Here is a 24,930-nt window from a genome sequence, read left to right on the forward strand (position 1 = left end):
TGGTGTGAGCGGCCGGAGTTGGGCAGACTGCCAGCAGATAGTGCGACGAAGGGGGCTGAGGGCCGATGGGGATGACTGAGCTCGAATTTCGGGCCACGGGCGTACGGATCGAGCGTTGGCCACGCTCGCTCACCAAGGCCGGGCAGGTGCTGATCAGGAATGGCCGTTTGGAGCTGCTGACCAGCTACGGCCGGGTGATCGACAGTGCCCCCGTACGGGCGGTCAGGGCGGGGAAGGCCTGGTTCACCGACGAGGCGAGCACCGCGCTGACGGTCAACGGCAAGCGCTATCGGCTGACCATGGGCCAGCGTGGCCACCATCAGTCGGAGGCCGAGGCGCTGAACGGGCAGTTCCTGAAGGCGGTACACGGGGCAGGCATCGCCGACGACTGACCTGGCTCAGGTTTCCCTTGTCCCACGGCGAGGGCGGGAGAGGTCGAGACCTGGATTTCGGCTGCTCCGAGCATGGCTCAGAGCGTTCCGGACGTACCTCTGAGTTGCGGGACGGCCAGGGCTGGTTAACGCTGGTCACACATAACTCAGGGTGCATCGGCGATGACGCTGAGATGAGGTCGCCGCCGACCAAGGATCAGCAGGCATCAACTGCTGGATCGGACTTTCGTCTTCTTCCGACTCATTTCGGGGAGTCGCAGCCGTGATCAGCGAGCCAAGCAGGCACTGCACGGTGGAGCTCCAAGCCCTACCGTCGCGGATAGGCCAGGTCCGCAGAATCGTTTCGGCGCAGTTGCGCTACTGGCATCTCGATCCACTGGTCGACGAGGCGGCGCTCGGCGTCACGGAACTGTTGGCCAACGTCCATCAGCATGCGGAACCGGACAAGACGTGTGTGGTCGATATCGAGTGGCTACTCGACCGGCTGACCGTCTCGGTCCATGACCGTGATCCACGTCTTCCGCTCCTACGAAAAGTCCAGGACCCCGATCCTTTCGCCACTTCGGGGCGGGGCCTTGAACTGATCGCGGCGGTGAGTGAGGAGTGGGGCATCCTCCCCCGGGGCGACCTGGGCAAGAGTGTGTGGTTCACGCTCGCCCTGCCATCAGTGACCGCTCCGGCGGTGGAGTTCTCCGCGTATCCCCAGGCGCACCAGGGCGAGTTGGCCGAATCACCTGAGCGGACGCACCAACACTCCGAGGCCCGATCCGCGCTCGCCAGTTGATCGAGCGACATCGGGCGGTGCGCGACCCGCCTCACCCCTGGGGCGCAAGCCCCAACGGGTCGCGATGCGACCGCCCCGCGCGTCAACACACTCGAACCGCGGGGGCCCCAGCCGCGGTCGCGACGGCCATGACCCTCAGTACCGACGCCGCCCCGCCTGACTCCGAGGTCACGGGGCTTTGTGCCACTGAAGGGCCACCCGGCCACCGTCGGTCTTCCGCCGGAGCGACCGGGCGGGGCGGTGCACGGCCTTGCGGCGCAGGGCCCTGTGCGACGGCGATCGGCCCGGCTGGGGCGGTGCGCCTCCCTGCGGTACGCCGATCGTCAGGCGTCGCCGTCCCGGATGGGTCGGCCGAACTGCTCGTCGAGAACGGACAGGCGACGCCAGTACTCATCCTCATCGATCTCACCCCTGGCGAACCGGTGGCCGAGGACGGCGATCGGCGAGTTCTCACCCCGCGCCTCCCGTCTCGGCTGGCCACCGCGGCTCTGCCAGGGCCCCCGCCCGCCGACACCGGGATGGCGACCTGCCGTGCGCCAGACTCCCGTGCGCCGCAGGACGGTGAGGAGACCGATGATGACGGCCGCCCATATCAGTGGCATCAGCAGGATCCAGGGCCCGGGGCCCGGTCCGTAGGCCAGCGTGTTCATCGTGGTTCAACTCCTCGGTGGTGTTCTCTCTCCATCACCTTCGAGGTTGCCGCCAGCCACGGCCGAAGTCGTCATACGGCTAGCGGCAGTGGGCATACCCCCCAGGGAGTACGGGGGCGCTATGGCCCTCGGTACCCCTGCGACAGGCACTGTTGGTGATCGCGTGTCATCTACGGCGGCGGTATCGGCCTGACTGATTCCCCTACCGTTGCTGCAACCAGGCCCAGTTGCGCTGGGAGGCCACCGTGTCGGGGTGGTCCGTTCCCAGCACCCTTGCCATGTCGGGCAACAGTTGTTCGAAACCGTTCACGGCTCCGTCGATGTCTCCCGCTACCCCTTGCATGAAGTGAAGGTTGTTTCGGGTGCGCAGGGTGTCGGGGTGATCGGGTCCCAACACTCTGATCATGTCCTGCAGCAACGCGGCACTGGCCTCCGCGGAACCTGCTGGGTCTGCTGCCCGGCCCTGCCACCAAGCCAGGTAACTGCGGGTACGTAGGGTGTCGGGGTGGTCCGCTCCCACCATCCGCAGTCGGCCGGCGAGTACCTCCGCGTAGGTGGCTGCCGCGCCGGCCGGATCTCCCGTCTGGCCCCGCCACCACGCCAGAGTGGCACGGGTCCGCAAGGTGTCCGGATGGTCCGGACCCAGCACCGCGATCATGTCCTGCAGCAGGGCGGCACTGGCCTCGGCCGCGCCTCTGTGGTCCCCGGCCCAACCCTGCCACCAGACGAGGGCCCCACAGGTGCGCAGGGTGTCCGGGTGGGTGGCTCCCAGCACCCTGGTCATGTCCTGCAGCAGGGCCGCGTAGGCGGTAGCGGCTCCCGCTCTGTCCCCTGCCGCCGCCTGCCAGCGCAGAAGGCGTCCCCGAGCGCGCAGAGTCCCGGGGTGGTCAGGTCCCCAGGCGCTGTCGGCGGTACCGAGCAGTCGGCGCCAGTAGACGATCGCATCGGCGACCTGGCCTGCTTCGCCAAGGCTCGTGCCGGTACGGAACAACACCTCATGCGCGTCGGGCCGGTAGAGGGCGTCCTCGGAGTGGCTGGTGAGCGCGTTGGTGTTGGCGCGCAAAGCTTGGGCGAGTGCGGTGTCGCGTTCGATATCGGGCCAGGCGCCCAGAATGGCGTCGGCGGCGGTGCGGGCGAGTTGGTGGTGCTGGGCGGAGCTGAGGGTGTCGAGGGTGGCGCGCTGGATGAGTTGGTGGACTCGTACGGTCTGGTGGGCGACGTCGGGGGCGTGGTCGATGAGGCTGAGCCGGTAGAGGGCCCGCAGGGCGCGCACGGCGTCCCGGGCGGAGACCGGGGCCGGCGCACCGGTGGAGCCCCGGCCGGTTCGGGTGCGGTGCTGGGCGAGGTGGGTCAGAACGGGTTCGCTGGTCAGAACGGCTTCCGGGATGCCATGGGGGTCCAGCAGAGCCACTAAATGGAGCATGGGGCGCGCCAGGCCGGGGGGACGGAGTCGGTCGGCTCGCTCAAGGGACAGGGACCAGGCCACGGCGAGGGGTATGACCTGCTCGTCGGGCAGGACATCGGGGGCGGTGTCGGCGAGGCCGGTGGCACGGTCGGCCAGCAGCGCCCGGTAGGTCGGGATGTCGTCACCGGAGTCGATGAGGTAGGCGGCGGCCTGAGCGAGGGCCAGCGGAAGGTAGCCGAGATCCGCCGCCAGGGCGGCGAGTTGGCCGACGGAAGCGTGTCTTCCGTGGGCCGCCAGGGATGCCGTGAGGTAGGCGAGGGCTTCGGGCTCGGTGAAGAGGCCGACCTCGATCAGACGGCGACCATCACCGGTCAGGGCGGCGTCGCGACGGCGGGTGGTGATCAGAATCCGGCCGTGTCCGCTGGCAGGCGGCCACAGACCGCGCAGGTCGTCGGGGTCGGCCACATCATCCAGGACGATCAGCCACCGGCAGGGCGTCGCCCCGGCCTTCGGGGTCAGCCAGGCCAGGAACGTTCGCGCGGCCCGTTCGGGATCCTCCGGGCTGACCTGGCACAGTTCGACGGCAGCCTGCGCATATCCGCTGATCACAGAGGAGCGAGCACTCGCGGTGACCCAGACCAGGACATCCAGGCTGCCGTCGTCCCAGGCGGTACGGGCATAGTCGGCGGCGAGCTGGGTCTTGCCCACCCCGCCCGTCCCGGTCAGGACCTGGTGCGGCACGCCCAAGCCAACCGGGACCTGGCGCAGCACCACCGTGCCTCCGCCGTCCACCGCCGCCCGCAGATTCTCCGCCTCGGCGCGGTGCTGGAAGGACTGCGCGCGGGACGGAATCACGCCGACCTGGTGCGGCCAGGGGGCTGACTCGCGGAGCGCGCGCTGCACCACGGTCAACTGGTGGATATAGCCGGCGTTGGCCAGCCCACCATCAGAGGCCCTCGCCTGTCCGGTCCTGGATACCCGTACCGGGGCAGCGGGGACACCGTCGATACCTGGTGCCGGGCCGTGGTAGCCGGTCACCGCCGTGGCCTCGGATGCGGCCGTGGCGCGCCCGGTGCCGGTAACGGCCACCTCTGCGCCAGCGGCGTCCTTGGGGCTCTCTGGGTACTCTTCTGCCCTGGCCATGACCGTTCCCCCTCATCTCCCCCCTCGACCCGTCAGGCGCTCGACGCCTGCAACGGCCGATCCGCCCCGGCTCGCTCGCGCCTGCCCAGTGTGGACGGCGACGCCGCCCGTGTGGTTTCCCGATTGCTGAAGGAGTGCCCAGACCAGGGCTGCGATATCGACGGCGGCTTGAACTGGTGCACCGGTCAGCCTGCGGTGTCCCTCGTGGGGAAGGAACCGGTACCGCGGTTTCGTCAGGGGACCACCGGCGTGATCAGGCAGGTAGAGCCCGTTGAGCAGGCAGAAGAGGGACACCGCCGAACCGGAATCAGGATCGTGCCGCTGTCGCGCGCCTCCGTTCCCCTGCTCCCCGAGGGCCGCCATACGGCTGCGCCTAGCGGTTTTCGTTCGGTGCCGCTGGGTCTGAGGTCAGGATTTCTCGCTCTAGCCGTCGGCGTAGGCGCTCTTCGTGGAAGAGCCGTCCGACGAGGGCACTGCCATAGACCACCACCCCGACGCCCACGAGCCAGGACTGAAGGACGAGGACGGTGCCGAAGGGTCCGTAGGTCACCGCGTTCGACGCGATCAGGGGCGAGAAGACCAGTTGGGAGAAGATCCGGAGCCCCAGCATGGCCAGCGCGGTGGCGATGGCACCGGGCAACAGGGCACGCCAGCGGACCCGTCCCCCGAGCAGTAGCCGTTGGGCGAGCCAGAAGAAGAGAAAGGTGCCCACGAGGTCGGCGAGCGCACCGCCGATCGTGCCGATGGCCGATCGAGAGGGCGCGGGGGTGGGGGTGTTGACGGAGAGCAGGAGGAAGAACACCAGCAGGGCGAGGAAGACGATATGGCGCCACATCGTGTGCCAGCGCGCCGTGGGGAGGTCCCAGACCTTTTCGTAGCCGGTCTGGACGGCCGACCCGAAGGTCAGCCCGAAGACGGCGAGCGCGGCAAGTCCGAAGGCCGTCGTGCGTTGCAGGGCGGTCCCAGGTACACCGAAGAGCCGTTCGACCTCTTCCTGGGAGGATTCGGAGACACCGAGCGCCTGCCCGAGCCAGCGGGCGAATCCCTGGCTGCTGGCGGGGTCCGCCGCGGCGACGAGGACCAGTAGGGGGACAAGGGTGAGAAAACCCAGTGCGGCAAAGCCCATGGCGCGGTGCAGCAGTTCCATCTCCCGACCGCGGTTCCAGGCGAGGCTCAACTGCGAGGCCAGGAATCTTCGGTACAGGCGCTGGAACCGGTGCGGATGAACGTCCGCGCTGATGGGCTCATGGGTCATGGGTCGTGGACTACCCGCTCATGGTGGGCGAAGCGCCCCCGATGCCCCCGGATGGGTGGCCTGGTCCCCGCACTGTCCAGCCGGGGACGCTTCCGGCGCGGTACGGCCGCCCCGGCGAAAAGCGGTCGGGAACAAGGCGAGGGAGCTACCCCGTCCGCGGCCCGTCGCCCGACCGCACTACACTTCCGGCTGGACCGTGACTGGCGCTGAGGTGGAGCACCACCGGGGAGCGGTCCCGACACTCGCGTCGATGCCGTGCGCCTGGGCGATTGGTCGATGACGCCTGGAGGCGACCATGTCCCCCACCACAACGGCCCGACTCATGGACGGCACCGGCCTCGCCCGGCGCATAGTGGAAGACGCCGCGACACGGGCGGCGGAGATCTCCACCCGGACGGGTGCCACACCCTGCCTGGCCACCGTACTGGTCGGTGACGATCCCGCCTCGGTCACCTATGTCCGCATGAAGCGGTCCCGCAGCGCCAAGGCCGGGATCACCTCACGCCATATCGCGCTGCCGGCCACCACGAGCACCGCCGAGTTGGTGGACACACTGGGCGCGCTCTCCGATGACCCCGGAGTGCATGGCATCCTGCTCCAGCACCCCGTCGGGCCCCATATCGATGAGCGCGCTGCGTTTGAGGCCATCGCACCGCAGAAGGACGTCGACGGCGTCACCTTGAGTTCCTTCGCGGCGATGAGTTTCTCGTTGCCCGGGTTCGTGTCCTGCACACCGGGCGGCATCATGCGGCTGCTGGCCGAGTACCGGGTTGATCTCGCCGGGAAGCATGCCGTGGTGGTGGGCCGTAGCGCGATTCTCGGCAAGCCGGTGGGAATGCTGCTGCTCGCCCAGGACGCCACGGTGACGTACTGCCACTCCCGTACGCGGAACCTTTCGGCACTCGTCCGGGAGGCGGATGTGGTGGTGGCGGCCGTGGGAAGGCCTCGGCTGGTACGGGGTGAGGACATCAAGCCGGGCGCGGTGGTGCTCGACGCCGGATACAACGCGGGCAATGTGGGCGATGTGGACTTCGACGCGGCCCGCACCCGTGCCGAACTGATCACTCCGGTGCCGGGTGGGGTGGGTCCGATGACCATCGCGGTGCTGCTGGCGCAGACGGTCGACGCCGCGGCTCAGCAGCTCGATTCGGGAAGTTGAGGCAGCGCGCCCTGCCGCGCGAGCGGGGAGGAGTCTGCCCGGGCAGCTGACCGCTGTCCCGGGCCGAGTACGCCACGAAGCCAGATCAGGAGCGGCTGTGTCGGGCGCGCAGGGCGGTGAACGGTCCGCCTGCGCCAAAGGCCAGAGCCGCGAAGCGTTCCCCGATGCGGCGGTGGGTGGCGGCGTCCGGGTGGAGCTGGTCGGGCAGGGGCAGCTCAGCGAAGTCCGCCTCGCCGTAGAGGTCCCGGCCGTCGAGGTAGTACAGGTGGGGGTCGTCGGCTGCCCGCTGTTTCACAACGCGGACCAGTTCGTCTCTGATGACATTGAGCGACAACTTCCCACTGGCCAGTTCGCCGGGGTCACCCGCGGCCCGGAACTGGAGCCGTCCCGCCGCGAGCTCGCTGAAGTCCGGGACGCTGGGACCCGGGTCGTCCTCATGGATGGGGCAGAAGATGGGTGAGAGGACCAGCAACGGCGTGGTGGGGTGGCCCTCGCGCACGGTGTCGAGAAAACCGTGCACCGCTGGGGTGAAGGCGCGCAGGCGCATCAGGTCGGTGTTGACCAGGTTGATGCCGATCTTCACACTGATCGCGTCCGCGGGGGTGTCCCGCAGCGCGCGGGCGGTGAACGGATCGAGCAGGGCGCTGCCACCGAGGCCGAGGTTGATCAGCTCCATATCGCCGAGGGACGCGGCCAACGCGGGCCAGGTCGTACTGGGGCTAGCCGCGTTGGAGCCCTGGCTGATGGAACTGCCGTGGTGCAGCCACACCTTGCGGTCCCCGGTCGATACGGGCTCGATGGCGGCGTTGGTACGCAGGGCCACCAGCTGAGTGATCTCGTTGTGCGGCAGCCAGATCTCCAGTTGCTTGGCGCCGCCGGGAAGGCCGGGGAATCGGGCGGTGCCGACCGCGCCCGGCCGGGTCTCGGCGGAGCCCGTAGCCATGTCCACGGCGAGGACATTGCCGCCGGTCACACTGGTCTGCCCGAACAGGCGGCCGTCGACGAGGAGGTCGTACACACCGTCAGGACGCGGTGGGGCGCCCTGGTAGACCATTTTGGTGGGGAGCGTATCCAGTTCGACGGCGGTGGCCCGGGTGCGGAACACCAGTCGGACGCCCGACGGCTGGGCCTCCGCCATCGCCAGCTGCCCGTCGGCGCACTGTGCGCGGGCCCGGGCGGGCAGCCGGTGCGGTAGTACCCCGTGCTCGGTGCGCTCCACATCGAGCGCGCCGCGCAACAGGTCGCTGGTGATGGGGGTGGTGATCCAGTCGGTCACCCGGGCCGCCGTGGGGGCGCCGGTGGCCTCGTCTTCCTCGTCGTTCATGGTGACATCCTGCCGCCGGCGGTGTGATCCGCCCAATCGGTCCTCCCTGCCTACCTGGTCGTCGGCGGCGAGAACGCCAGGTGTCCAACGGGATCAGCCACTGGCTCGGCGCTGGCGCGGGGCGATCTGGAGCGGCTGCGCCGGGCCCTGGGCACCGAACCGGATATCGGCCCGATCGGGCCTGCCGTTCCTGCCCCATCACCGGGGAGGCGGGGCCAGCGCCTGGGCCCCCCGCGGACCGAGGAGGTACGCATCGCCGTAGACCAGGATGCTCCCCGGGGCAATGGTGGCTCAGTCCGATCCGGGTACGGCGCGGAACCGGTCCAGGGACGGCGCAGTCCGATCCGGATACGGCGCGGAACCGGTCCGGATACACAGGAGCCGGAAGGACGTCGGACCAACGACGTCGTCAGGCCAGGGCGCCGAGCGGGTCGTCCAGTACCGGCTGCCAGGCGAGCTCCGCCGCGCCCACCAGGGTGTTGTGCTCCAGCGTGCAGGCGAGAATCGGTACGCCACCGCTGCGCCCCCAGAGACTGCGGTCGGCGACCACGGCACGCAGCCGATCCGGGTCGGCGGCGAGCAGTTCGCGATGCAGACCGCCCAGAATGATGCGGTCGGGGTTGAGGATGTTGACCAGGCTGGCGAGGCCGAGGCCGAGCCGGTCGATAAGAGCCTCGGCAGCGGCTCTGACCGCGGGGTCGTCGTACTCGTACCGCAGCATTTCCGCGGTCTGATGGAGCAGCCCGACTTCCGGCCCCGGGGCGCGGCCCGCCGCGCTGAGAAAGGCCATCGGGTCGGTTTCGACGTCCAGGCAACCGCGGCTGCCGCAGTGGCAGGGGCGGCCCTCGAAGTTGACGGGAAGGTGGCCCACTTCCAGGGCAAGACCCGAACTACCCGTATGGAGTCGGCCTTCGAGGACGAGCGCCCCACCGGCACCGCGGTGTCCCGTGGCGACACAGAGCAAATGTTGGGCTCCACGGCCCGCGCCGTGCCGATGCTCGGCCAGAGCGGTGAGATTGATGTCGTTGGCGGTGAAGGCAGGGCCGGTGATGCCGGCGGCACGCACCTGCTCGGCGAAGATATCGCGCACGGGCGCTCCCGCGGGCCAAGCGATGTGCAAGGGGTTGAGGGCGGTGCCTTCGGGCTCCGCGACGGCGGACGGCACCGCGAGGCCGGCGCCGACACACCGTCTGCCACTCTCGCGCCGTAGGGCTTCGCCCGCTTCGACCACCGCACCGAGGACGTGCGCGGGATCGGAGGAGACGGTGAGACAACCAGGTGCGGTGGCAACGATACGGCCGCCGAGTCCCACCAGAGCGGCCCGGAAGCCATCGGCGTGCACCTGAGCGGCGAGAACGACCGGCCCTGAGTCATCGACTGAGAGCCGATGGGACGGCCTGCCCTGCGAGCCGGCTGCCGCGGCCGGCCTGGAGTCGACACGGATCAGTCCCAAGGCTTCCAACTCGGCGGCTACGGCGCCCGCCGTGGCGCGGGTGACACCGAGTTCGGCGGTGAGGACGGACCGGGTGGGCGCACGGCCCGTATGAACCAATTCCAGGGCGGGGCCGAGCGCGCTGCGGCCCCGTTCAAGCTTTGTCCTGGCGCTCGTCACCTTGCCGTTCATGGGGGCGAGTCTCCCATGGTCCGGAGGTTGTGCAGCCGTCTTGTCCGGATCGCGCCCCTACCCCTGCACACGCTTTATGCAGCAATGAAACAAACTAGGGTCGGCCGTCCCGGGGGAATCCCACGGACGCGCCGCGACTTCGTATCCGGCCCGCCTGCGCACGGCTCTGACCGTGTTCTTCGGCCTGGATGGCTGTCTCTTCGCCGACTGGGTCGTTCGCATCCCGGCGGTCAAGGAGCAGACCGGGGCATCGGCAAGCGCCTTGGGGCTCGCCCTCCCGGGGGTGTCCATCGGCGGAATCGTGGCGATGACACTCACCGGACGGCTCCTGCGCCGCTTTGGCAATGCTCCCGTGGTCGTGACCGGCTCCGCACTGCCCTCCTTGAGCATCGCCCTCCCTCCGTTGACTCATTCAGCGCTCCCCTTGGGCCTCGTCCTGGTGCTGTTCGGTGCTCCCCACGGATGGCCCCCCAGGGCGCGCTCCTCTGCCTGTGGAGCATGGCCGACTACAGGCCAGGCGCCGCGCCCTCCGGCGGCTCCGACCGGCACCCGTTCGGCGGGCTGACCGATGCGGCACACCTGCTCGACCCCGGCACATCCCCTGATCCCGGGTCTGGCCGGCATGCCTCACAGGCCACCGCCCTTGGTGAGAAGCTGCCGCGCTTCCGCGTGATCGCCCGGGTCCGCCGCGCCGAGAGCTTGACGAAGCAATCCGGCCGATGGATCTTCACTGGCTGCGGGCCTTCAGCGGGGTGTACGCGATCCGCTCCCGCACGGGCGGGGCCGGGACAGGGGGTGGTGCGGCACCCTGTTCGCGGGCGCGTTGTTCCTGGGTGGCGATCCAGTGGCGGGTCTGCTCCAGCAGTTGGAGCTGGACGCGCCACCGAGACGGGTCAAGGGTCGCGCTCCCCAGAACGCCCACCCCCGCTGGAGGGCCGGAATCCCCTGGCTGGGTAGGGCAAGGCCCCGCCGTTCGAGGACCGGAATCTTCCTGCGGCGGGGCTTCTTCGTGTCACCTAAGACCTGTTGGTGGCCTCGTGCGTTGAGCGCGATGAACGTAGGGAAACCTCATATAGGCCTTCTGCTAGTGGTTTCCCTACGTTCATCACACTCTGCACGGCCTGCGGCGAAGGGGCGATGGCGGACTGGGTCGCACTCCACCTGGAGCGGTAACTCGACGCGGAACCGGGCGTCGCCGCGCTCGGATACTCCCTGTTCGCCCTCACCATGACCGCGGGCAGACTGTCCGGAACCCTCCTCCCGGAACGGCTCGGGCAGACGCGTACCCTCGTTCTCAGCGGTGCCACAGCCGCGACCGGGATGCTGCTGGGTGCGCCGGCGCCAGCCGTGTGGTGGGCACTGGTCGGTTTTCGGGTGGCGGGGCTCGGCCTGGCGACTATGGTCCCGGTCGCCGCCGTCGCCAGAGCGGGCGCGCTGGCCGGGTCGGCGGGGGTGGCGGCCACCTCAACCCCTCGGTTACAGCGGAATGCTGCTGGGGCCGCCGGTGATCGGTTTTCTCGCCGACTGGTTCTCCCCGCCGATGGCGCTGACCACGGTTGCGGCACTCTCCGCAGCTGCCGCAATCCTCGGCTATGCGGCACGCGACAACCCTCCACCAGCGCATCAGGCCGGCTGGATGGCCGCCCGGGTCGGTACCGGGGGCTGGGGGCCGCCCGTACGAGGGCACGCGCGGATGCGTGCCGGGGCTTGGGGGTGCCGTACGGGAGCGTGCGCTGGGTTCACCGCCGACTACTGAGCCGAGAGGCTTGGGTACGTCGAGCGGTACCGGGCGCCCGCCGCAATGGCAAGATCGCGACATGGAAACCGCCGAACTGATCACATCACTCGTCGAGGACGGCCGGTCCTTGGCCACCGCGGCCAGCACGGCAGGCCTAGAGGCCGCGGTGCCGACCTGCCCCGGCTGGCAGGTGCGGGACGTTCTGCGCCACACCGGTGAGGTGCACCGTTGGGCCACTGCCTTTCTCGTCGAGAAGCACACCGAGTACCACCCTGCCGTCAGTGAAACGGCCCTGGATGGTGCCGAGCTGGTCGCCTGGTTCAGAGAAGGCCATGAGGCACTGGTCGATGCGCTGGTCAGGGCCCCCGATGAGTTGCGGTGTTGGACCTTTCTGCCCGCCCCGTCCCCGCTCTCCTTCTGGGCCCGCAGACAGGCGCATGAGACGGCGATCCACCGGGTCGACGCGGAGTCCGCGTTGGGCGGTGCGCCGAGCCCGTTGCCTCCGGTGTTCGCAGCGGACGGCATCGATGAACTGTTGACCGGCTTTCACGCACGTCCCAAGAGCAGGGTGCGCTCCGAAGTACCACTCACACTTCGGGTGCGAACCACCGACACCGAAGACGTCTGGACGGTCCACATCACGACGGATACTCCCCATACGGTGAGGGATGGGGACGGGCCTGTCGACTGTGAGTTGATCGGCACGGCCCAGCAGCTCTACCTCACACTGTGGAACCGACTGCCGCTGAGCACGGTGACGATCGACGGAGACCAGGGGCCGGCACTGCTGTGGCAGGAGAGGTCGGCTGTCTGACACCAGCCGCGCAGCTGTCTACGACTTTGATCACGCACTTCACCGATCGCGCACTCCACCGGCCGGACGATCCGAACACGTTTGACCCGTACCGCACCGACCGGCGGTGCATGAGGCGCCCGCAGGCCCTGGACCGACACCCGCATCTCACCAGGAGGCTCACCAGGCAGGCAGCTGGCCCAGGGAAAGGCGCCCGCAGGCCGAGGGCGATGAGGCCGTTGGGCCGACGAGCATCCGGGCGAGCACTGCGCATGGGAGCGGCTTCGCTTCGGTGTGGAGTGCCCGGCCGGTCACGGACGCACTCGGCCTCCCGTCCGGGACTGTTCTGCACTCCCCCACCCCCACCCACGGGTTTCGGGCAGGCGTTCGACGGGAATCCTTGCCCGCTGGCCTTCGCCCCTGTGACACTTGCCCCATGGGGGGAAGAGACGAGGATGGAAATGGCCGGACGACGCACCCAGGCACACCGGGACGCAATTACCGTCGAGATCGGATACGCCCTGCTGAGCGGGGTTTTCGCCGCGGCCGTGGTGTTCTGCGCGATCGCCGGAATCAAGTTGCTGTTCCTCGCACCGTACGTCGTCGAGCGCGGACTGTTCCTCGCGGCCTGGGCAGCGGCGGTCCTGGTCTTCGTGGTACGAGTGGTGTCCGTTCTCTGGCGGTTCACCGCCGCATCCGGCGAAGCCGATCGAGTCCGTCAGCCCAACCAGCCCGGCCTCACCAATCCCGACTCATAGGCCAGCACCACCAACTGGGCGCGATCTCGTGCGCCCAGTTTCACCATTGTCCGGCTGACATGGGTCTTCGCCGTCAACGGAGAAACCACCAGCCGGCGCGCGATCTCCTCGTTCGACAGACCGATGCCGACCAAGGCCATCACCTCACGCTCACGTTCGGTGAGATCGGCCAGGCCTTCCGCAGGTGTCGGGGCCTTGGAGCGGGCCGCGAACTCAGCGATCAACCTGCGAGTCACCCCCGGCGAGAGCAAGGCGTTCCCGGCCACCACCGCCCTTACCGCGCGTAGCAGTTCAGCCGGTTCGGTGTCCTTCACCAGAAAGCCCGACGCCCCGGAGCGGATCGCTTCGAAGACGTACTCATCGAGTTCGAAGGTCGTCAACATGACGACCTTCACCTCGCTGAGCCGCTGGTCTTCCGTGATCCGGCGGGTGGCCGCGAGCCCATCGAGCACCGGCATCCGAATGTCCATCAGCACCACGTCCGGGCGGAGTTCGCCCACCAAGCGCACCGCCTGGTCCCCGTCAGCGGCCTCCCCCTCGACGACAATGTCGGACTGGGCATCCAACAGGGCCCGAAACCCCGCGCGCACCAGTAGTTGGTCATCGGCGAGCAGTACGCGGATCACCGTGCCTCCCTCTCGATCGCATCGTCCCCCGGGGATCGCACCGGTAGATCGGCCACCACCCGGAACCCGCCGTCGGACCGTTCGCAGGCGTCGATCGTGCCACCGAGCGCGGCGGCACGCTCCCGCATCCCGGCGAGGCCATTGCCGCTGCCGCCCGCGTCGGAACCGGTGGCCGGACCGTCATCGTCGATCCTCAGGACGAGTCGCCCCCGGATACGGACGATCCCGACCCGGGCCGCCCGCGAACCCGAATGCCGAACGACATTGGTGAGCGCCTCCTGAACGATGCGAAAAGCCGCGAGGTCGGTTCCGGGCGGCAGCGGTTCGGCCTTGCCCTCCCGGGTGACCGTGACCTTGAGGCCTGCGCTCGCGGCCTGTTCGGCGAGTTCCGGCAGCCGATCCAAACCGGGAACGGGCGCCCGGGGCGCGGCTCCAGGGGTACGGAGCCGATCGAGCACCTGGCGTACCTCGCCAAGCGCCTCCTTGCTCGCGGCCTTGATGGTCGTGAGGGCGGTGCGAGCCTGCTCAGGGTCGCTGTCCAACAGGGCGAGGCCGACCCCGGCCTGAACATTGATGACGGAGATCGAGTGGGCGAGCACATCGTGCAGTTCCCTGGCGATCCGCAGCCGCTCCTCGTCGGCGCGACGGTTTTCCGCTCTCGCTCGCTCCACCCTGGCCCTTGCCAGTGCTTCACCTCGTAGACGTACCAACTCCGCAGCCGCCAGCACCGCCGCGATCCACGCGGCGAACGCGACTTCCTGGCCCCAGGGCGCGCCCTGGTCACCGCTGGGTGGGAGATAGCGGTAGAGCCAGTGCGCCAGGAGGAGACTGCCCGTCCAGAAACCTCCGAGTGCCCACCAGGCTGCGTGCCGATGTCCGGAGACGACGGCGGCGAAGACCGCAACGGCAAGAGGGACGAACGCGGGTCCGTAGGGATAGCCGGCGCCGAGGTAGAGCAGTGTCGTTGCCGCGGTGCCGAAGACGGAGACGACGGGCCAGCGGTTGCGCAGCAGGAGCAACGCCGGGCCCAGGAGCAGTAGCACCCGGCCGATCGCATCGAGCTGTTCTCGGTCCTGGCCCTTGGCTGCGAACCCGGTGCCCACCAGCACCAGCACCGCGACGAGGAGGGTCGAGGGCCAGGGGACTGCGCCGGAGCCACGGCGGGCCTCGCAAATGCGCAGCACAGGCGAGGCGCCTCTTCCGGCCCCCTCAGCCCCTTCGACCCGGGGTGGGCCGCCCAGCGCCCAAAGAGGGCCTCCTCGGTGACGGGCGCGGTGGTCTTCCATGGCGACCACGCTAGACCGACGGCGGCGCCGAGGCGTCCGCTGAACGTGGTGCCCGGTCCTACTCCCAGCGGAGTACGGACAGAAGAGGCGGGGGCACGGCCGCGGGGTGAGCTGTGGTGATGGCCAGGACGGCACCCGGCACACACCGGGTGATGATGTTCGGCGAGAGCGGCGGACGCGTCGGCACAGGATCAGCGTGGTGGTGCGCTGCCGGAGAGCGGGCCCAGGAGCCCGACCTCGTAAGCAAGTCGACCGACGGCTTGGGTGAAGAACATGTCCCGTTCCGCCACTACCCGGTTGAACTGACCGAACAGCTCAAATGAGATCAGCCCGAACAACTGCGACCAGGCGGCCACCAGGGCCACCACGACAGATGGGGGGAGATCAGGGGCCAGTTGGGCGGTGAGTCGCTCCGCCTCGGGGCGCAACTCTTGATCAAGGGGCGGCAGGGCCAGGCCACGGGTGCGATGGGCATCGCGGACGATGGCGATCATGGCCATGCCCACTCTGGCTGCGGGGCCGACGGTATCCATCGGGGCGGTGTAGCCGGGCACCGGGGAACCGTAGATCAGTGCGTACTCATGGGGGTGGGCCAAGGCCCAGGCACGGATGGCCGAGCAGAGCGCGGTCCAGCGGGCGCGTTGGTCCGTGAGGGGGCGGGAGGAGGAATCGGAAGAGCCAACAGGGGATGCGGGCGCCCCGGAGGTACGAGTGGCAGCCGCGGGGGCGGGGGCGGGGGCCGAGGCATCCGGGGCCACGGATGTACGGGGGGCGCCAGGGGCGCTAGGGGTGGCGCCAGGGATGGGGGCGGCGCCAGGGATGGGGGCGGCGAGCGCGGACTCGGCGGCTTGGCCGACGGCGTCATAGGCGTCCATGATCAAAGCAGTGAGGAGATCATCGCGGCTGGGAAAGTAGCGGTAGAGCGCCGAGGACACCATGCCCAGCTCACGGGCCACGGCGCGCAGCGAGAGCTTCGCCGCCCCCTCCGCGGCGAGTTGCCTCCTGGCCTCGTCCTTGATGGCGGCGGTGACTTCGACTCGGGCTCGTTCCCTGGCCCCACGGATCTTGGTCATGGAAACAGAGTGTGCCACGTTCCAGAGCAGTGACCAATAACGAGACTGTCGTACCGAAACACGAGCGGCGCACTCAAAGAAGAGCGATGAGTTGAAGCAAGATCGATGCACTGAAGCAAGAGCAGTGCACTGAGTGACTCCGCCGATTCAGTTCCGTTCGCCGGGCAGTCCCCGACGCTGAGCCGGCGCTCCGGGCTCCGGGCTCCGGGCTCCGGGCTCCGGGCTCCGGGCTCCGGGCTCCGGGCTCCGGGCTCCGGGCTCCGGGCTCCGGGCTCCGGGCTCCGGGCTCCGGGCTCCGGGCTCCGGGCTCCGGGAAGGCGTAGCACGCCCACAATCATTGACCGCATGCGCAAGGTCGCGAAGGGCCCGAGCGCCGAGCTCCCAGAGTTCGGATCGGCTCAGCCGATCACCAGCCAGAGCATCATTCACTTTATAGAGCACTGCTCTTGATTTAGAGCGTCGATCCGGTCACACTGATCTCAAGCGAGAGCACTGCTCACGAAGTCCCGACCCGCTGTCCATGCGAACGCATTGGCCTCATCGTTGAACTCGTACTTCATGGGCGAGCCGCGTACCGGACCTTTGCGAAACCTGGCCTTTGATCCCTGGAGCCCCGCCATGACACAGACGCACTACATCAAGCCCAACCGCATCGACACCATCATCAACAAGGCGATTGGTTGGCTCGCCCGGCATGGCGTGAGCCTGATGGGCACCGCCGAGCTTTCCGTGCGCGGTCGCACCAGTGGCGAGTGGCGGAGCATCCCCGTCAACCCGCTCCCCTACGAGGGCGGCCCTTATCTGATCTCCGCCCGTGGCGAGTCCCAGTGGGTGCGCAATATGCGGGCAGCGGGCGGCGGGCAGCTCAAAGTGGGACGGAAGGTGCAACAGTTCACCGTCGTGGAACTGGCAGACAACGAGAAGCCGGCGCTCCTGCGCACCTATCTGGAGCGCTGGGGCTGGGAGGTGGGCCGCTTCTTCGGCGATATCAACGCCAAGTCGTCGGATGAGGAACTACTGGCCGCTGCCCATCGGCACCCGGCCTTCCGGATGACGATCACCCATTGAGCGGCACCCGAGCGAGCGATGGCCCGCCATCGACCAGCCCCATGGGCGATGAGTGACGAGTGATCGAGGAGCGACGGACCGAACCGCGAGGAAGCAGAGGAAGCAGAGGAAACAAACGGCACTCCCGCAGAGTCACCCAGCGGCCGGAACCATCGCAGAGTCACCACAGCAGGACCACCGGCACAGAACCGCCAGTCCAGAACCACCGGCACAGAACCACCAACGCAGAACAGCTGTCACAGAACCGCCGTCATGACCACTGCCGCGGCCCTTGCCACCCGAAGGCCACCGCAGAGACCACCGCAGAGACCACTGCGTACAGCACCGTTTAGGCGCGTACAGCCACCGCAGGTCCCACCCGCATCGCAACAACCACCACAGAAGCAGCGCCAGAGTGGATCAGGGAACCGCCGAACCCATCTCGTCGAAGTTCCGGTACCCCACGGTCACGGCGGTGCCGTGGCCTCCATCGGTGGGCGAATCGACGTCAGGGAGCCGAGCCAAGCACGGCCCTCATCGCCCCGTCGGCCCCCATGTGGGTGCTTCGGCTCGGCCATCGGGGCCATCGGCGAGTGGTCACCCCTGGCTGCGGCGGTCCAAGGTCTCCAGGGCCCGACGGGCAACCCCACTGGTGCGGACCAGGCCCGCCAGCGTCGTCGAACCCCGTGTGATGTCAGCGAAGACGCGCCACGCAGGCCGTAGCCCGGTGATCGTCGCATGGACGAATCCCGGGCGGCGCTCGAATACACCGAGCAGTCGGCGCCCGACCCCCATCTCAACGCCCAACCCGGCCTTGATGGCGAACGCGTAGTTCAACGCCTGACGGCGCGCGTCCACAGCATCGTGCGCCTCGGCGATCCGCACTGCCCACTCCCCCGCGAGCCGGCCCGAACGCAGTGCGAAGGAGATCCCCTCCCGAGTCCACGGCTCCAGCAGCCCGGCCGCGTCCCCACACACCAGGACCCGACCGCGCGACAGCGGTGAGTCATCGCTGCGACAGCGGGTCAGATGGCCGGAGGAGATCGCGGGTTCGAAGCCGGCAAGCCCCAGCCGGGCGATGAAGTCCTCCAGGTAGCGCTTGGTGGCCGCGCCCTCCCCCCTGGCCGAGATCACCCCGACCGTCAGGGTCTCGCCCTTGGGGAACACCCAGCCGTAACTGCCCGGCATCGGACCCCAGTCGATGAGCACTCGGCCCGCCCAGTCCTCGGCCACCGAGTCAGGGACCGGGATTTCCGCCTCCAGGCCCAGGTCGACCTGGTCGAGCTTGACCCCGACATGGGCTCCTATCCGACTGGCGCTGCCATCGGCGCCCACCACGGCCCGCGCGAGGATCGTCTCACCGTCCGAGGTCACCACGGCCACCGTGCGACGGTCGGGTACCGCAGGTCCGTGCTGTTCAACCCGGGAGACCGTGACGCCGGTTCGCAGTTCGGCGCCCGCCTTCTGCGCATGCTCGACCAGCTGCGCGTCGAACTCCGGGCGGTTGATCAACCCGAAGAGCATCTTCTTGGAGCGGCGGGTACGAATGAGTCGGCCGTTCAACGAAAAGGTGACGGCATGCACACGGTCACGGAACGGTAGTTCGAATCCAGGTGGCAGGCTGTCCCTGGACGGACCGATGATCCCGCCCCCACAGGTCTTGTAGCGCGGCAGTTCGGCCTTCTCCACCAGAAGCACCTGACGGCCCGCCACGGCCGCCGCGTACGCCGCTGATGCCCCCGCAGGCCCGGCGCCGATGACCACCACGTCCCATACCGGGCCGCCGTGCCCCTGCGCTTCTGCCTCTGCCCCGGTGCCGCCGTTCTCGCTGCTCACGATGTGCTTCTGCTCCCGATCCGACGCGTGCCCCATGCTCTCGACGGCATCCTACGGCGCGTTCGTCCCGTACCGCTGTGGGAGGATCGAGCGCACATTCGCCGTACACACACCCATAACGTCGCACCCACGAGGAGCGTGCCCATGACCGTCGATCCGATCGCCGAGACCATCTCCGCCCTACTGCCCCGGGCCAGGGCGGAGCTGGCGGAGTTGGTGGCCTTCCGGTCGGTCGCGGATACGGCGCAGTTCCCGAAGAGCGAGTGCGAGGCAGCGGCTTCCTGGTGTGCGGACGCGTTGCGGGCCGAGGGGTTCCAGGATGTCGCACTCCTCGACACCCCGGATGGCACCCAGTCGGTGTACGGCTGTCTGCCCGGGCCCGAGGGCGCACCGACGGTGTTGTTGTACGCCCACTACGACGTCCAGCCTCCGCTGGATCTGGAGTCCTGGATCAGTCCGCCCTTTGAGCTGACCGAGCGTGACGGCCGCTGGTACGGCCGGGGGGCCGCCGACTGCAAGGGCGGGTTCATCATGCATCTGCTGGCCTTGCGGGCCCTCAAGGCACATGGCGGAGTACCCGTCGGTGTCAAGGTGATCGTCGAGGGTTCGGAGGAGCAGGGCACCGGTGGCCTGGAGCGGTACGCCGAGGCACACCCCGATCTGTTGCGCTCGGATGCCATTGTCATCGGGGACTCCGGGAACTTCCGGGCCGGCGTGCCGACGGTCACCGCGACCCTGCGCGGGATGACTCTGGTCCGCATTCAGGTGAACACGCTCGAAGGCAATCTCCACTCAGGACAGTTCGGCGGTGCGGCACCCGACGCGCTGGCCGCGCTCATCCGAGTACTCGACTCGCTGCGTACCGAGGACGGTTCGACGGTGGTGGACGGGCTGGACGACGGCGAGCCGTGGGAGGGCCTGGAGTATCCGGAGGAAGACTTCCGCAAGGATGCCAAGGTGCTCGACGGCGTGGAGCTGATCGGTTCGGGCTCGGTCGCGGACCGCATCTGGGCGCGACCCGCCATCACCGTACTGGGCATCGACTGCCCTCCGGTGGTGGGAGCGACACCGTCGGTTCAGGCCGGCGCGCGGGCGTTGGTCAGTCTGCGAGTGCCGCCGGGCCAGCGTTCGGGTGAAGTGACGAAGCTACTGCTGACGCATCTGGAGGCACACACTCCGTGGGGCGCTCGGGTGACCCTGGAGCAGGTCGGACAGGGCGAACCGTTCCAGGCCGATACGACGAGCCCCGCGTACACGGCGATGGCCGATGCCATGCGGGTCGCCTATCCGGGCGAGGAGATGCAGTCCTCAGGAATGGGCGGCTCGATCCCGCTCTGCAACACCCTCGCCGAGCTCTATCCGCAGGCGGAGATGTTGTTGATCGGCCTGAGCGAGCCCGAGGCACAGATCCATGCGGTGAATGAGTCGGTCTGCCCGAGGGAGTTGGAACGGCTCTCCGTCACGGAAGCGTTGTTCCTGCGCAATTACGCGGCTGGCTAGGGCGCTTCGAACGGCAGGACCACTGCCGGTCGCGGACGCCGGGCCACCGGCGTATGTCCGTTGTCCCGGGCGTGGGGCTCGCGGCCCCCGCCCTGGGCCCGGCACTCCAGTTCTGACTCCGACTCCGATACATTCTGGTTCTAGCTCCGGCACCGGCTCTGGGACTGGTACTCCGCTAGAGCGGGACTCCCACCTCCATATAGATCGGTGTGCCCCGCTCACGCGCCCGCAGAGCCCAGCGCAGTCGCTCATACCGCTGAGGCGGCAGCAGCCGCTGAGCCTCCTGCTCCCCCACGAAGCGCCAACCGCGCAACTCCGCCTCGGGCAGCACGATGTGCTCGGCGTCATCGCTGCTGAGCCGTCCACCGTCGAAGAGCAACCGCATCCCACCGAAGCGAGGCGGCCTGGGCGGCTCCCAGTCGACGACGAGCAGCCGAGGAAGTCGATCCAGTTCGATCCCCACTTCCTCGGCCACCTCGCGCACTCCGGCATCGGCAGGTGCCTCACCGCGTTCCACGATCCCGCCGGGAAACTCCCAGCCGGGTTTGTAGGTGGGGTCCACGAGGAGCACTCTGTCGTGTTCGTCGAAGAGCAGCACCCCGGCGGCAAGCGTTTCAGCGGTCGGCGCCGGGCTCTGCACGATCTCGCAGGAGGTTGCTTCTCCGGTGCGCACGGCTTCGGCGATCCGGTCAGCCACCTGGCGTGGGGTGAGGTCGCTGGAGTCGATGACGAATGCGTCTTCGGTGATCCAGGTCAGTGCTTCGTTGTAGGGCTCTATGTGGTCGTGCGCCCACTGCCTACTGCTGATTCCTTCGTCGCTCCCGGTGTCGTGCGGTGAGGCATCCGGCTCGGAGCTTTCCGCTATACGACTGAGCAGGATCGTTTCATCCGGCCTCAGCAGCACATGCCGAACGGGGATTCCGCGCGCGGCGAGGGCGCCGAAGATCTCATCCCGGTACTCCTGACGCAGCAGGGTCATCGGCACCACGAGTACGCCGCCCAGCTCCGCCAGCAAAGCCGCCGCGGTGTCCACCACGAGCCTGCGCCAGATCGGTAGTTCCCGGTGGTCACTCACCTCCGCGAGCCGCTTGGGCGGCAGTAGAAGGCGCAGTTGGGCGCCGACGAGCTCAGGATCGTACAGCGTGCTGTTCGGGATCAGATCGATCAGTTCGCGTGCGGCGGTGGTCTTGCCCGCTCCGAACGCACCGTTGATCCAGACGATCATTCGTACTCCAAGACAGGAAGGCCGCTGAACAGGGACAGAGCAGCATTGCGCAGGTCATCTGGGAGCGGCATGGGAAAAGGAGGCGTCCACAACCCCGCACCCACTACTTCTTTCTCCCGTACGCGCTGAAGGTACTCCCCGATTCTCTCCTCCATCGCAACCGTCACCTCGCTGTACACACCCTCCACCCCCGGAAGCTCATGCCCCATTCGGGCCTCCACCGCCACTCGCGGAATGTCACCCGGCTCATCCAGCTTCGCTTTGTGCCAGTGCCGCAACCGAAGGACGGCTCCGCAGCGGGGACAGGGGCGGGCCCGCTGCTCGTCTTCGTCCCGGTCGTTCCGCTGTCCTGCTGGTCGCCTCTGCGGCACTGAACAAGCGGGGTGACGCTCGGACCGGCTGAGGCCCCGAGAGGATCTTGGACGCGCTCTCGTGGGGCTCCCAGTGCACTGGACACCTATGGCTCCGCGGGTTCCTCAGCCCAGGAAGTCGGCGACCGCAGCCATGTACGCCTCGCGTTCCTCGATGTGCGGCATATGGCTGGACGCGCCGAAGCGGATCCATCGGGCGTCCGCGATGCGTTCAGCGAAGGGGCGCACGGTGTCGTCGCCCGCCTCGTCGAACGCGCCGTTGATCACCAGTGTGGGGACGGCGACGGCGGGCAGCCGGTCGACGATCGACCAGCCGCGTAGGGTGCCGACCACATGGAACTCCGTCGGGCCGTTCATGGTGTGGTAAACGGTCGGGTCGGCGTCGATCCACTCGAAGGTGCGGGCGACCTCGGGAGGTGCCGGGTCGAGGCGACAGACATGGCGGCGGTAGTACTCCGCGGACGCCTCCCTGTACGCCGGCGAGTGAGTCGTCCCCGCTTCCTCGTGCGAGGCCAGGGTGTTCCGCACCTCCCGTGGCAGCGCCCCCCGCAGTCGGGCCGCCTCGGCGCTCCACAGGTCCATCGACGCAGGTGAGTTGGCGATCACCAGTCGGCGCAGTCCGGCGGGCCGCCGTACCGCGTGCTCGGCCGCCAGCATGCCGCCCCAGGACTGGCCCAGCAGGTCGTAGTCGGTGACGCCGAGCGTGTCCAGCAGCCGGTCGAGTTCTCGGAGGAACAACTCCACGGTCCAGAACTCGCCCGGCTGGTCGGGCAGATGGGTCGACCGCCCGTTCCCGAGCTGGTCGTAGTGGATGACCGACCGCTCGGGCGACACCAGATCGGTGAGGCTCAGCAGGTAGTCATGGGTACAGCCCGGCCCGCCGTGGACGACCACCAGGGGCCGTTCCAAACGCCCTCCGGACCGGGCGTCGGTGGTGACACGGTAGTAGGTGCGGTGGCCGTCGAATTCGACGGACCCTTGCTGAACGTGGTGCACACCAATTCCCTTGCGGTTGGAATTCTCAGCGGCCGGGATCTGATTCTCCCGATGCCCGGACCCGGAATCCATGGCCTGGTGTTCCTGAACAAAAACAACCTCGAACGGCTGCCCCGACCAGTCCTGCTCACGTTTAACCCGCTCCTGTGACCAGCTGTTCTCTGCCTCCTTGGGCTACCGGTCCCTCGCGCCGCGGCCTTCATGGTTTTCGTTCAGTAACAGAACTCATTGCACCTGAACGAACGCCTGCCCATACTCCTTCTCATCCCACCCCGAGTAGAGCGGCGGCGAGAACGCACCATGTCATTCCTGATCGGTTCTGATTTCAAGCGACCGGATTCCGAGGTCGTCGAGGCTTTCACCCGCGTCAGCACCGCGGCCCTGGGGCACCTCACGGACTTCGGATTCCCGCGGGGGCTGCGCCCGGTGGCGAAGTGCGGGCCGTTCGCCGGACCGGCGCTCACCATCAAGATCCCCCATGTCGACTCCACGGCGGTGCACCGGGCGATGAGCTTGGTTCGGCCCGGCGATGTGGTGGTCATCGACCAGTCTGGCGACGACCGCCGCTCCAGCTTCGGCGGGACCCTCGCCGCTATCGCGGCGGACCTGGGCGCGGTGGCCGCCGTGTGCGACGGCTCGACCAACGACGTGGAGGAGATACGGGACCTGGGTTTCCCGGTCTACTCCCGCGGGGTCACCTCGCTCACCACCCGGGTGCTGTCGTTGGAGGGCCGGATCAATGTGCCGGTGAGTGTCGGGGGTGTGGTCGTCATGCCGGGCGATGTCGTCTTCGGCGACGGGGACGGCATCGCGGTCGTCCCGGCCGACGAGGCGGCGGAGATCGCCGGCCGGCTGCTGCGGTTCGAGGACGAGACCGCGCGGCTGGATCTGCGCGGCGGCGTCCGAGCCGGCACCGCCCTGGCCACCCTGACCGGCGCCGACCGCGGGGGCCTGGGATGAGCGCGGAGGAAGGGATGCTCGTCCGCTGTGTCCAGCTCCACTCGGGCCTCGATCCCGCCGGCAATCTGGAATCGGTCCTGACGGGGATCGCCGGGGCCCGTGCCGACGGGGTGGACCTGCTGGTCTTCCCGGAGACAACCGCTAGCCGCTCCGACGAGCCGGGCGCCCGACTCGTCGCGGAACCGCTGGACGAGGGGTTCGTGGCGGCGGTCGTCGCGGCGACGGCAACCGGTCGGCCGGACGGTCCAGGCGGAGCCACCGACCACGCCGGGGCCGACCGTGGCGGCCCGGTGGCCGGGCCAACCGTGGTCGTCGGGACTGTCGAAAGCAATCCGGACGGTCCTCCGTTCAACACACTCGTCGCCGCCCGGGACGGCCAGGTGGTGGCGGTCTACCGGAAGGTCCATCTCTATGACGCCTTCTCGTTCGTTGAGTCGGCGACCATCTCGCCCGGTGACGGAGTCCTGGAGACGTTCCAGGTGAAAGGTTTCTGCATCGGGATGGTGAACTGCTACGACCTCCGCTTCCCGGAGATCTCGCGGCTGCTCGCCGACCGGGGCGCCGATGTGCTGCTGGCCCCCGCGTCCTGGGTCGCAGGCCCGCTCAAGGAAGAGCACTGGACGACCCTGTGCCGGGCCAGGGCGCTGGAGAACACCTGCTATCTCGCGGCGGCGGGGCAGGCCGGCGGCAATCGCATCGGCCGCAGTCTCGTCGTCGCCCCGGACGGTGCCGTCCGGGCGATGGCGGGCCCCGAGGTCACCGCACTGACGCACCGGGTCTCCCGCGCGGCCCTGGACCGGGCCCGCCGCGAGATGCCGGTCCTGGCCCAGCGCCGGTTCCGCGTCGACCCGGAGCTGATCGCACGGACCGCCCACGCCCAGGGCGTCCCGGGCCACGCCCCCCTTCCCTGTACCGCCCACACCCCGGACCCCGTGACCCGCCCTGCCAAAGCGACGGACCACATGAGCAGAAGAGGTTGAGGAGC

General features: G+C 68.8%; 23 protein-coding genes, 2 pseudogenes and 1 riboswitch. Of the genes and pseudogenes, 11 read left to right on the forward strand and 14 right to left on the reverse strand.

Annotation, left to right across the window (positions count from 1 at the left end):
* Window positions 1-65 precede the first annotated feature (65 nt).
* Window positions 66-392 carry a hypothetical protein gene (locus NBG84_RS20855; protein WP_250921048.1) on the forward strand — a complete coding sequence of 109 codons (327 nt, stop codon included), beginning with the start codon at window positions 66-68 and terminating at the stop codon, window positions 390-392.
* Between the two features lie 262 nt (window positions 393-654).
* On the forward strand, window positions 655-1,176 hold the full coding sequence (locus NBG84_RS20860; protein WP_250921049.1) for an ATP-binding protein: 522 nt from the start codon (window positions 655-657) through the stop codon (window positions 1,174-1,176).
* 323 nt (window positions 1,177-1,499) lie between these two features.
* On the opposite strand, the gene NBG84_RS20865 is transcribed toward NBG84_RS20860, so the two are convergent.
* The 3 genes from NBG84_RS20865 to NBG84_RS20875 all read right to left on the reverse strand — a co-directional run bounded on the left by NBG84_RS20865 (window position 1,500) and on the right by NBG84_RS20875 (window position 5,629).
* Window positions 1,500-1,826 (reverse strand): SHOCT domain-containing protein, encoded by a 327-nt coding sequence (locus tag NBG84_RS20865; protein WP_250921050.1) that lies wholly within the window; start codon window positions 1,824-1,826, stop codon window positions 1,500-1,502.
* Window positions 1,827-2,028: 202 nt separating this feature from the next.
* Entirely contained in the window at window positions 2,029-4,374 is a 2,346-nt protein-coding gene (locus tag NBG84_RS20870; protein WP_250921051.1) for a tetratricopeptide repeat protein, read from the reverse strand.
* A gap of 373 nt (window positions 4,375-4,747) precedes the next feature.
* On the reverse strand, window positions 4,748-5,629 hold the full coding sequence (locus tag NBG84_RS20875) for a YhjD/YihY/BrkB family envelope integrity protein (RefSeq protein ID WP_250921052.1): 882 nt from the start codon (window positions 5,627-5,629) through the stop codon (window positions 4,748-4,750).
* 186 nt (window positions 5,630-5,815) lie between these two features.
* Window positions 5,816-5,903, forward strand: a riboswitch (ZMP/ZTP riboswitch).
* Between the two features lie 21 nt (window positions 5,904-5,924).
* Here NBG84_RS20875 and NBG84_RS20880 point away from each other — a divergent pair.
* On the forward strand, window positions 5,925-6,788 hold the full coding sequence (locus NBG84_RS20880) for a bifunctional 5,10-methylenetetrahydrofolate dehydrogenase/5,10-methenyltetrahydrofolate cyclohydrolase (protein WP_250921053.1): 864 nt from the start codon (window positions 5,925-5,927) through the stop codon (window positions 6,786-6,788).
* 85 nt (window positions 6,789-6,873) lie between these two features.
* Here the strand turns inward: NBG84_RS20880 and NBG84_RS20885 are convergent, their stop codons facing one another.
* The gene (locus NBG84_RS20885) at window positions 6,874-8,112 is read right to left on the reverse strand and encodes a GDSL-type esterase/lipase family protein (protein WP_250921054.1); all 1,239 of its coding nucleotides are present in this window, start codon (window positions 8,110-8,112) and stop codon (window positions 6,874-6,876) included.
* A 409-nt stretch (window positions 8,113-8,521) separates the two neighbouring features.
* Window positions 8,522-9,736, reverse strand: a complete 1,215-nt coding sequence (locus tag NBG84_RS20890) for an ROK family protein (protein ID WP_250921055.1) — start codon at window positions 9,734-9,736, stop codon at window positions 8,522-8,524.
* A gap of 172 nt (window positions 9,737-9,908) precedes the next feature.
* Here NBG84_RS20890 and NBG84_RS20895 point away from each other — a divergent pair.
* Window positions 9,909-10,226 (forward strand): annotated as a pseudogene (locus tag NBG84_RS20895) (MFS transporter); the annotation flags it as partial.
* A 237-nt stretch (window positions 10,227-10,463) separates the two neighbouring features.
* On the opposite strand, the gene NBG84_RS20900 reads toward NBG84_RS20895, so the two are convergent.
* Window positions 10,464-10,658: a hypothetical protein gene (locus tag NBG84_RS20900; protein WP_250921056.1), complete on the reverse strand. Its 195-nt coding sequence runs from the start codon at window positions 10,656-10,658 to the stop codon at window positions 10,464-10,466.
* 182 nt (window positions 10,659-10,840) lie between these two features.
* Between NBG84_RS20900 and NBG84_RS20905 the strand changes: the two are divergent.
* From NBG84_RS20905 to NBG84_RS20915, 3 genes and pseudogenes are all read left to right on the forward strand, one after another.
* Window positions 10,841-11,492 (forward strand): annotated as a pseudogene (locus NBG84_RS20905) (MFS transporter); the annotation flags it as partial.
* 61 nt (window positions 11,493-11,553) lie between these two features.
* A complete protein-coding gene (locus tag NBG84_RS20910) occupies window positions 11,554-12,288 on the forward strand; it encodes a maleylpyruvate isomerase family mycothiol-dependent enzyme (RefSeq protein WP_250921057.1) in 735 nt (244 codons plus the stop codon).
* Window positions 12,289-12,728: 440 nt separating this feature from the next.
* The gene (locus NBG84_RS20915) at window positions 12,729-13,025 is read left to right on the forward strand and encodes a DUF6332 family protein (RefSeq protein ID WP_425608669.1); all 297 of its coding nucleotides are present in this window, start codon (window positions 12,729-12,731) and stop codon (window positions 13,023-13,025) included.
* Here NBG84_RS20915 and NBG84_RS20920 read toward each other — a convergent pair.
* The 4 genes from NBG84_RS20920 to NBG84_RS20930 are packed head-to-tail and all read right to left on the reverse strand — an operon-like array spanning window position 12,986 to window position 16,010.
* Complete coding sequence (locus NBG84_RS20920; protein ID WP_250921059.1) at window positions 12,986-13,651, reverse strand: response regulator transcription factor; 666 nt, start codon at window positions 13,649-13,651, stop codon at window positions 12,986-12,988. The genes NBG84_RS20915 and NBG84_RS20920 overlap by 40 nt on opposite strands.
* Window positions 13,648-14,937 (reverse strand): sensor histidine kinase, encoded by a 1,290-nt coding sequence (locus NBG84_RS20925; RefSeq protein WP_425608670.1) that lies wholly within the window; start codon window positions 14,935-14,937, stop codon window positions 13,648-13,650. The genes NBG84_RS20920 and NBG84_RS20925 overlap by 4 nt, the downstream gene beginning before the upstream one ends.
* Before the next feature lie 58 nt (window positions 14,938-14,995).
* Window positions 14,996-15,124 carry a hypothetical protein gene (locus tag NBG84_RS40715; protein ID WP_285367210.1) on the reverse strand — a complete coding sequence of 43 codons (129 nt, stop codon included), beginning with the start codon at window positions 15,122-15,124 and terminating at the stop codon, window positions 14,996-14,998.
* A 4-nt stretch (window positions 15,125-15,128) separates the two neighbouring features.
* Window positions 15,129-16,010, reverse strand: coding sequence for a TetR/AcrR family transcriptional regulator (locus NBG84_RS20930; protein ID WP_250921061.1), 882 nt, complete (start codon window positions 16,008-16,010; stop codon window positions 15,129-15,131).
* 618 nt (window positions 16,011-16,628) lie between these two features.
* Between NBG84_RS20930 and NBG84_RS20935 the strand changes: the two genes are divergently transcribed.
* Window positions 16,629-17,078: a nitroreductase/quinone reductase family protein gene (locus NBG84_RS20935; protein WP_250921062.1), complete on the forward strand. Its 450-nt coding sequence runs from the start codon at window positions 16,629-16,631 to the stop codon at window positions 17,076-17,078.
* Window positions 17,079-17,654: 576 nt separating this feature from the next.
* Here the strand turns inward: NBG84_RS20935 and NBG84_RS20940 are convergent.
* Window positions 17,655-18,929 carry a geranylgeranyl reductase family protein gene (locus NBG84_RS20940; protein ID WP_250921063.1) on the reverse strand — a complete coding sequence of 425 codons (1,275 nt, stop codon included), beginning with the start codon at window positions 18,927-18,929 and terminating at the stop codon, window positions 17,655-17,657.
* A gap of 108 nt (window positions 18,930-19,037) precedes the next feature.
* Here NBG84_RS20940 and NBG84_RS20945 point away from each other — a divergent pair, with 108 nt between their 5' ends.
* Window positions 19,038-20,393: a dipeptidase gene (locus NBG84_RS20945; RefSeq protein WP_250921064.1), complete on the forward strand. Its 1,356-nt coding sequence runs from the start codon at window positions 19,038-19,040 to the stop codon at window positions 20,391-20,393.
* Window positions 20,394-20,568: 175 nt separating this feature from the next.
* On the opposite strand, the gene NBG84_RS20950 is transcribed toward NBG84_RS20945, so the two are convergent.
* From NBG84_RS20950 to NBG84_RS20960, 3 genes are all read right to left on the reverse strand, one after another.
* A complete protein-coding gene (locus tag NBG84_RS20950) occupies window positions 20,569-21,618 on the reverse strand; it encodes an NUDIX hydrolase (protein ID WP_250921065.1) in 1,050 nt (349 codons plus the stop codon).
* A complete protein-coding gene (locus NBG84_RS20955; protein ID WP_250921066.1) occupies window positions 21,615-21,827 on the reverse strand; it encodes a hypothetical protein in 213 nt (70 codons plus the stop codon). The genes NBG84_RS20950 and NBG84_RS20955 overlap by 4 nt, the downstream gene beginning before the upstream one ends.
* A 267-nt stretch (window positions 21,828-22,094) precedes the next feature.
* Entirely contained in the window at window positions 22,095-23,057 is a 963-nt protein-coding gene (locus NBG84_RS20960; RefSeq protein WP_250921067.1) for a proline iminopeptidase-family hydrolase, read from the reverse strand.
* A 228-nt stretch (window positions 23,058-23,285) separates the two neighbouring features.
* Between NBG84_RS20960 and NBG84_RS20965 the strand changes: the two genes are divergently transcribed.
* Window positions 23,286-23,945 carry an RraA family protein gene (locus tag NBG84_RS20965; RefSeq protein WP_250921068.1) on the forward strand — a complete coding sequence of 220 codons (660 nt, stop codon included), beginning with the start codon at window positions 23,286-23,288 and terminating at the stop codon, window positions 23,943-23,945.
* Window positions 23,942-24,925: a carbon-nitrogen hydrolase family protein gene (locus tag NBG84_RS20970; RefSeq protein WP_250921069.1), complete on the forward strand. Its 984-nt coding sequence runs from the start codon at window positions 23,942-23,944 to the stop codon at window positions 24,923-24,925. Before NBG84_RS20965 ends, NBG84_RS20970 begins: the two co-directional genes overlap by 4 nt.
* Window positions 24,926-24,930: the final 5 nt, after the last annotated feature.

The organism is Streptomyces albipurpureus, assembly GCF_023701525.1.
Lineage (GTDB): Bacteria > Actinomycetota > Actinomycetes > Streptomycetales > Streptomycetaceae > Streptomyces > Streptomyces albipurpureus.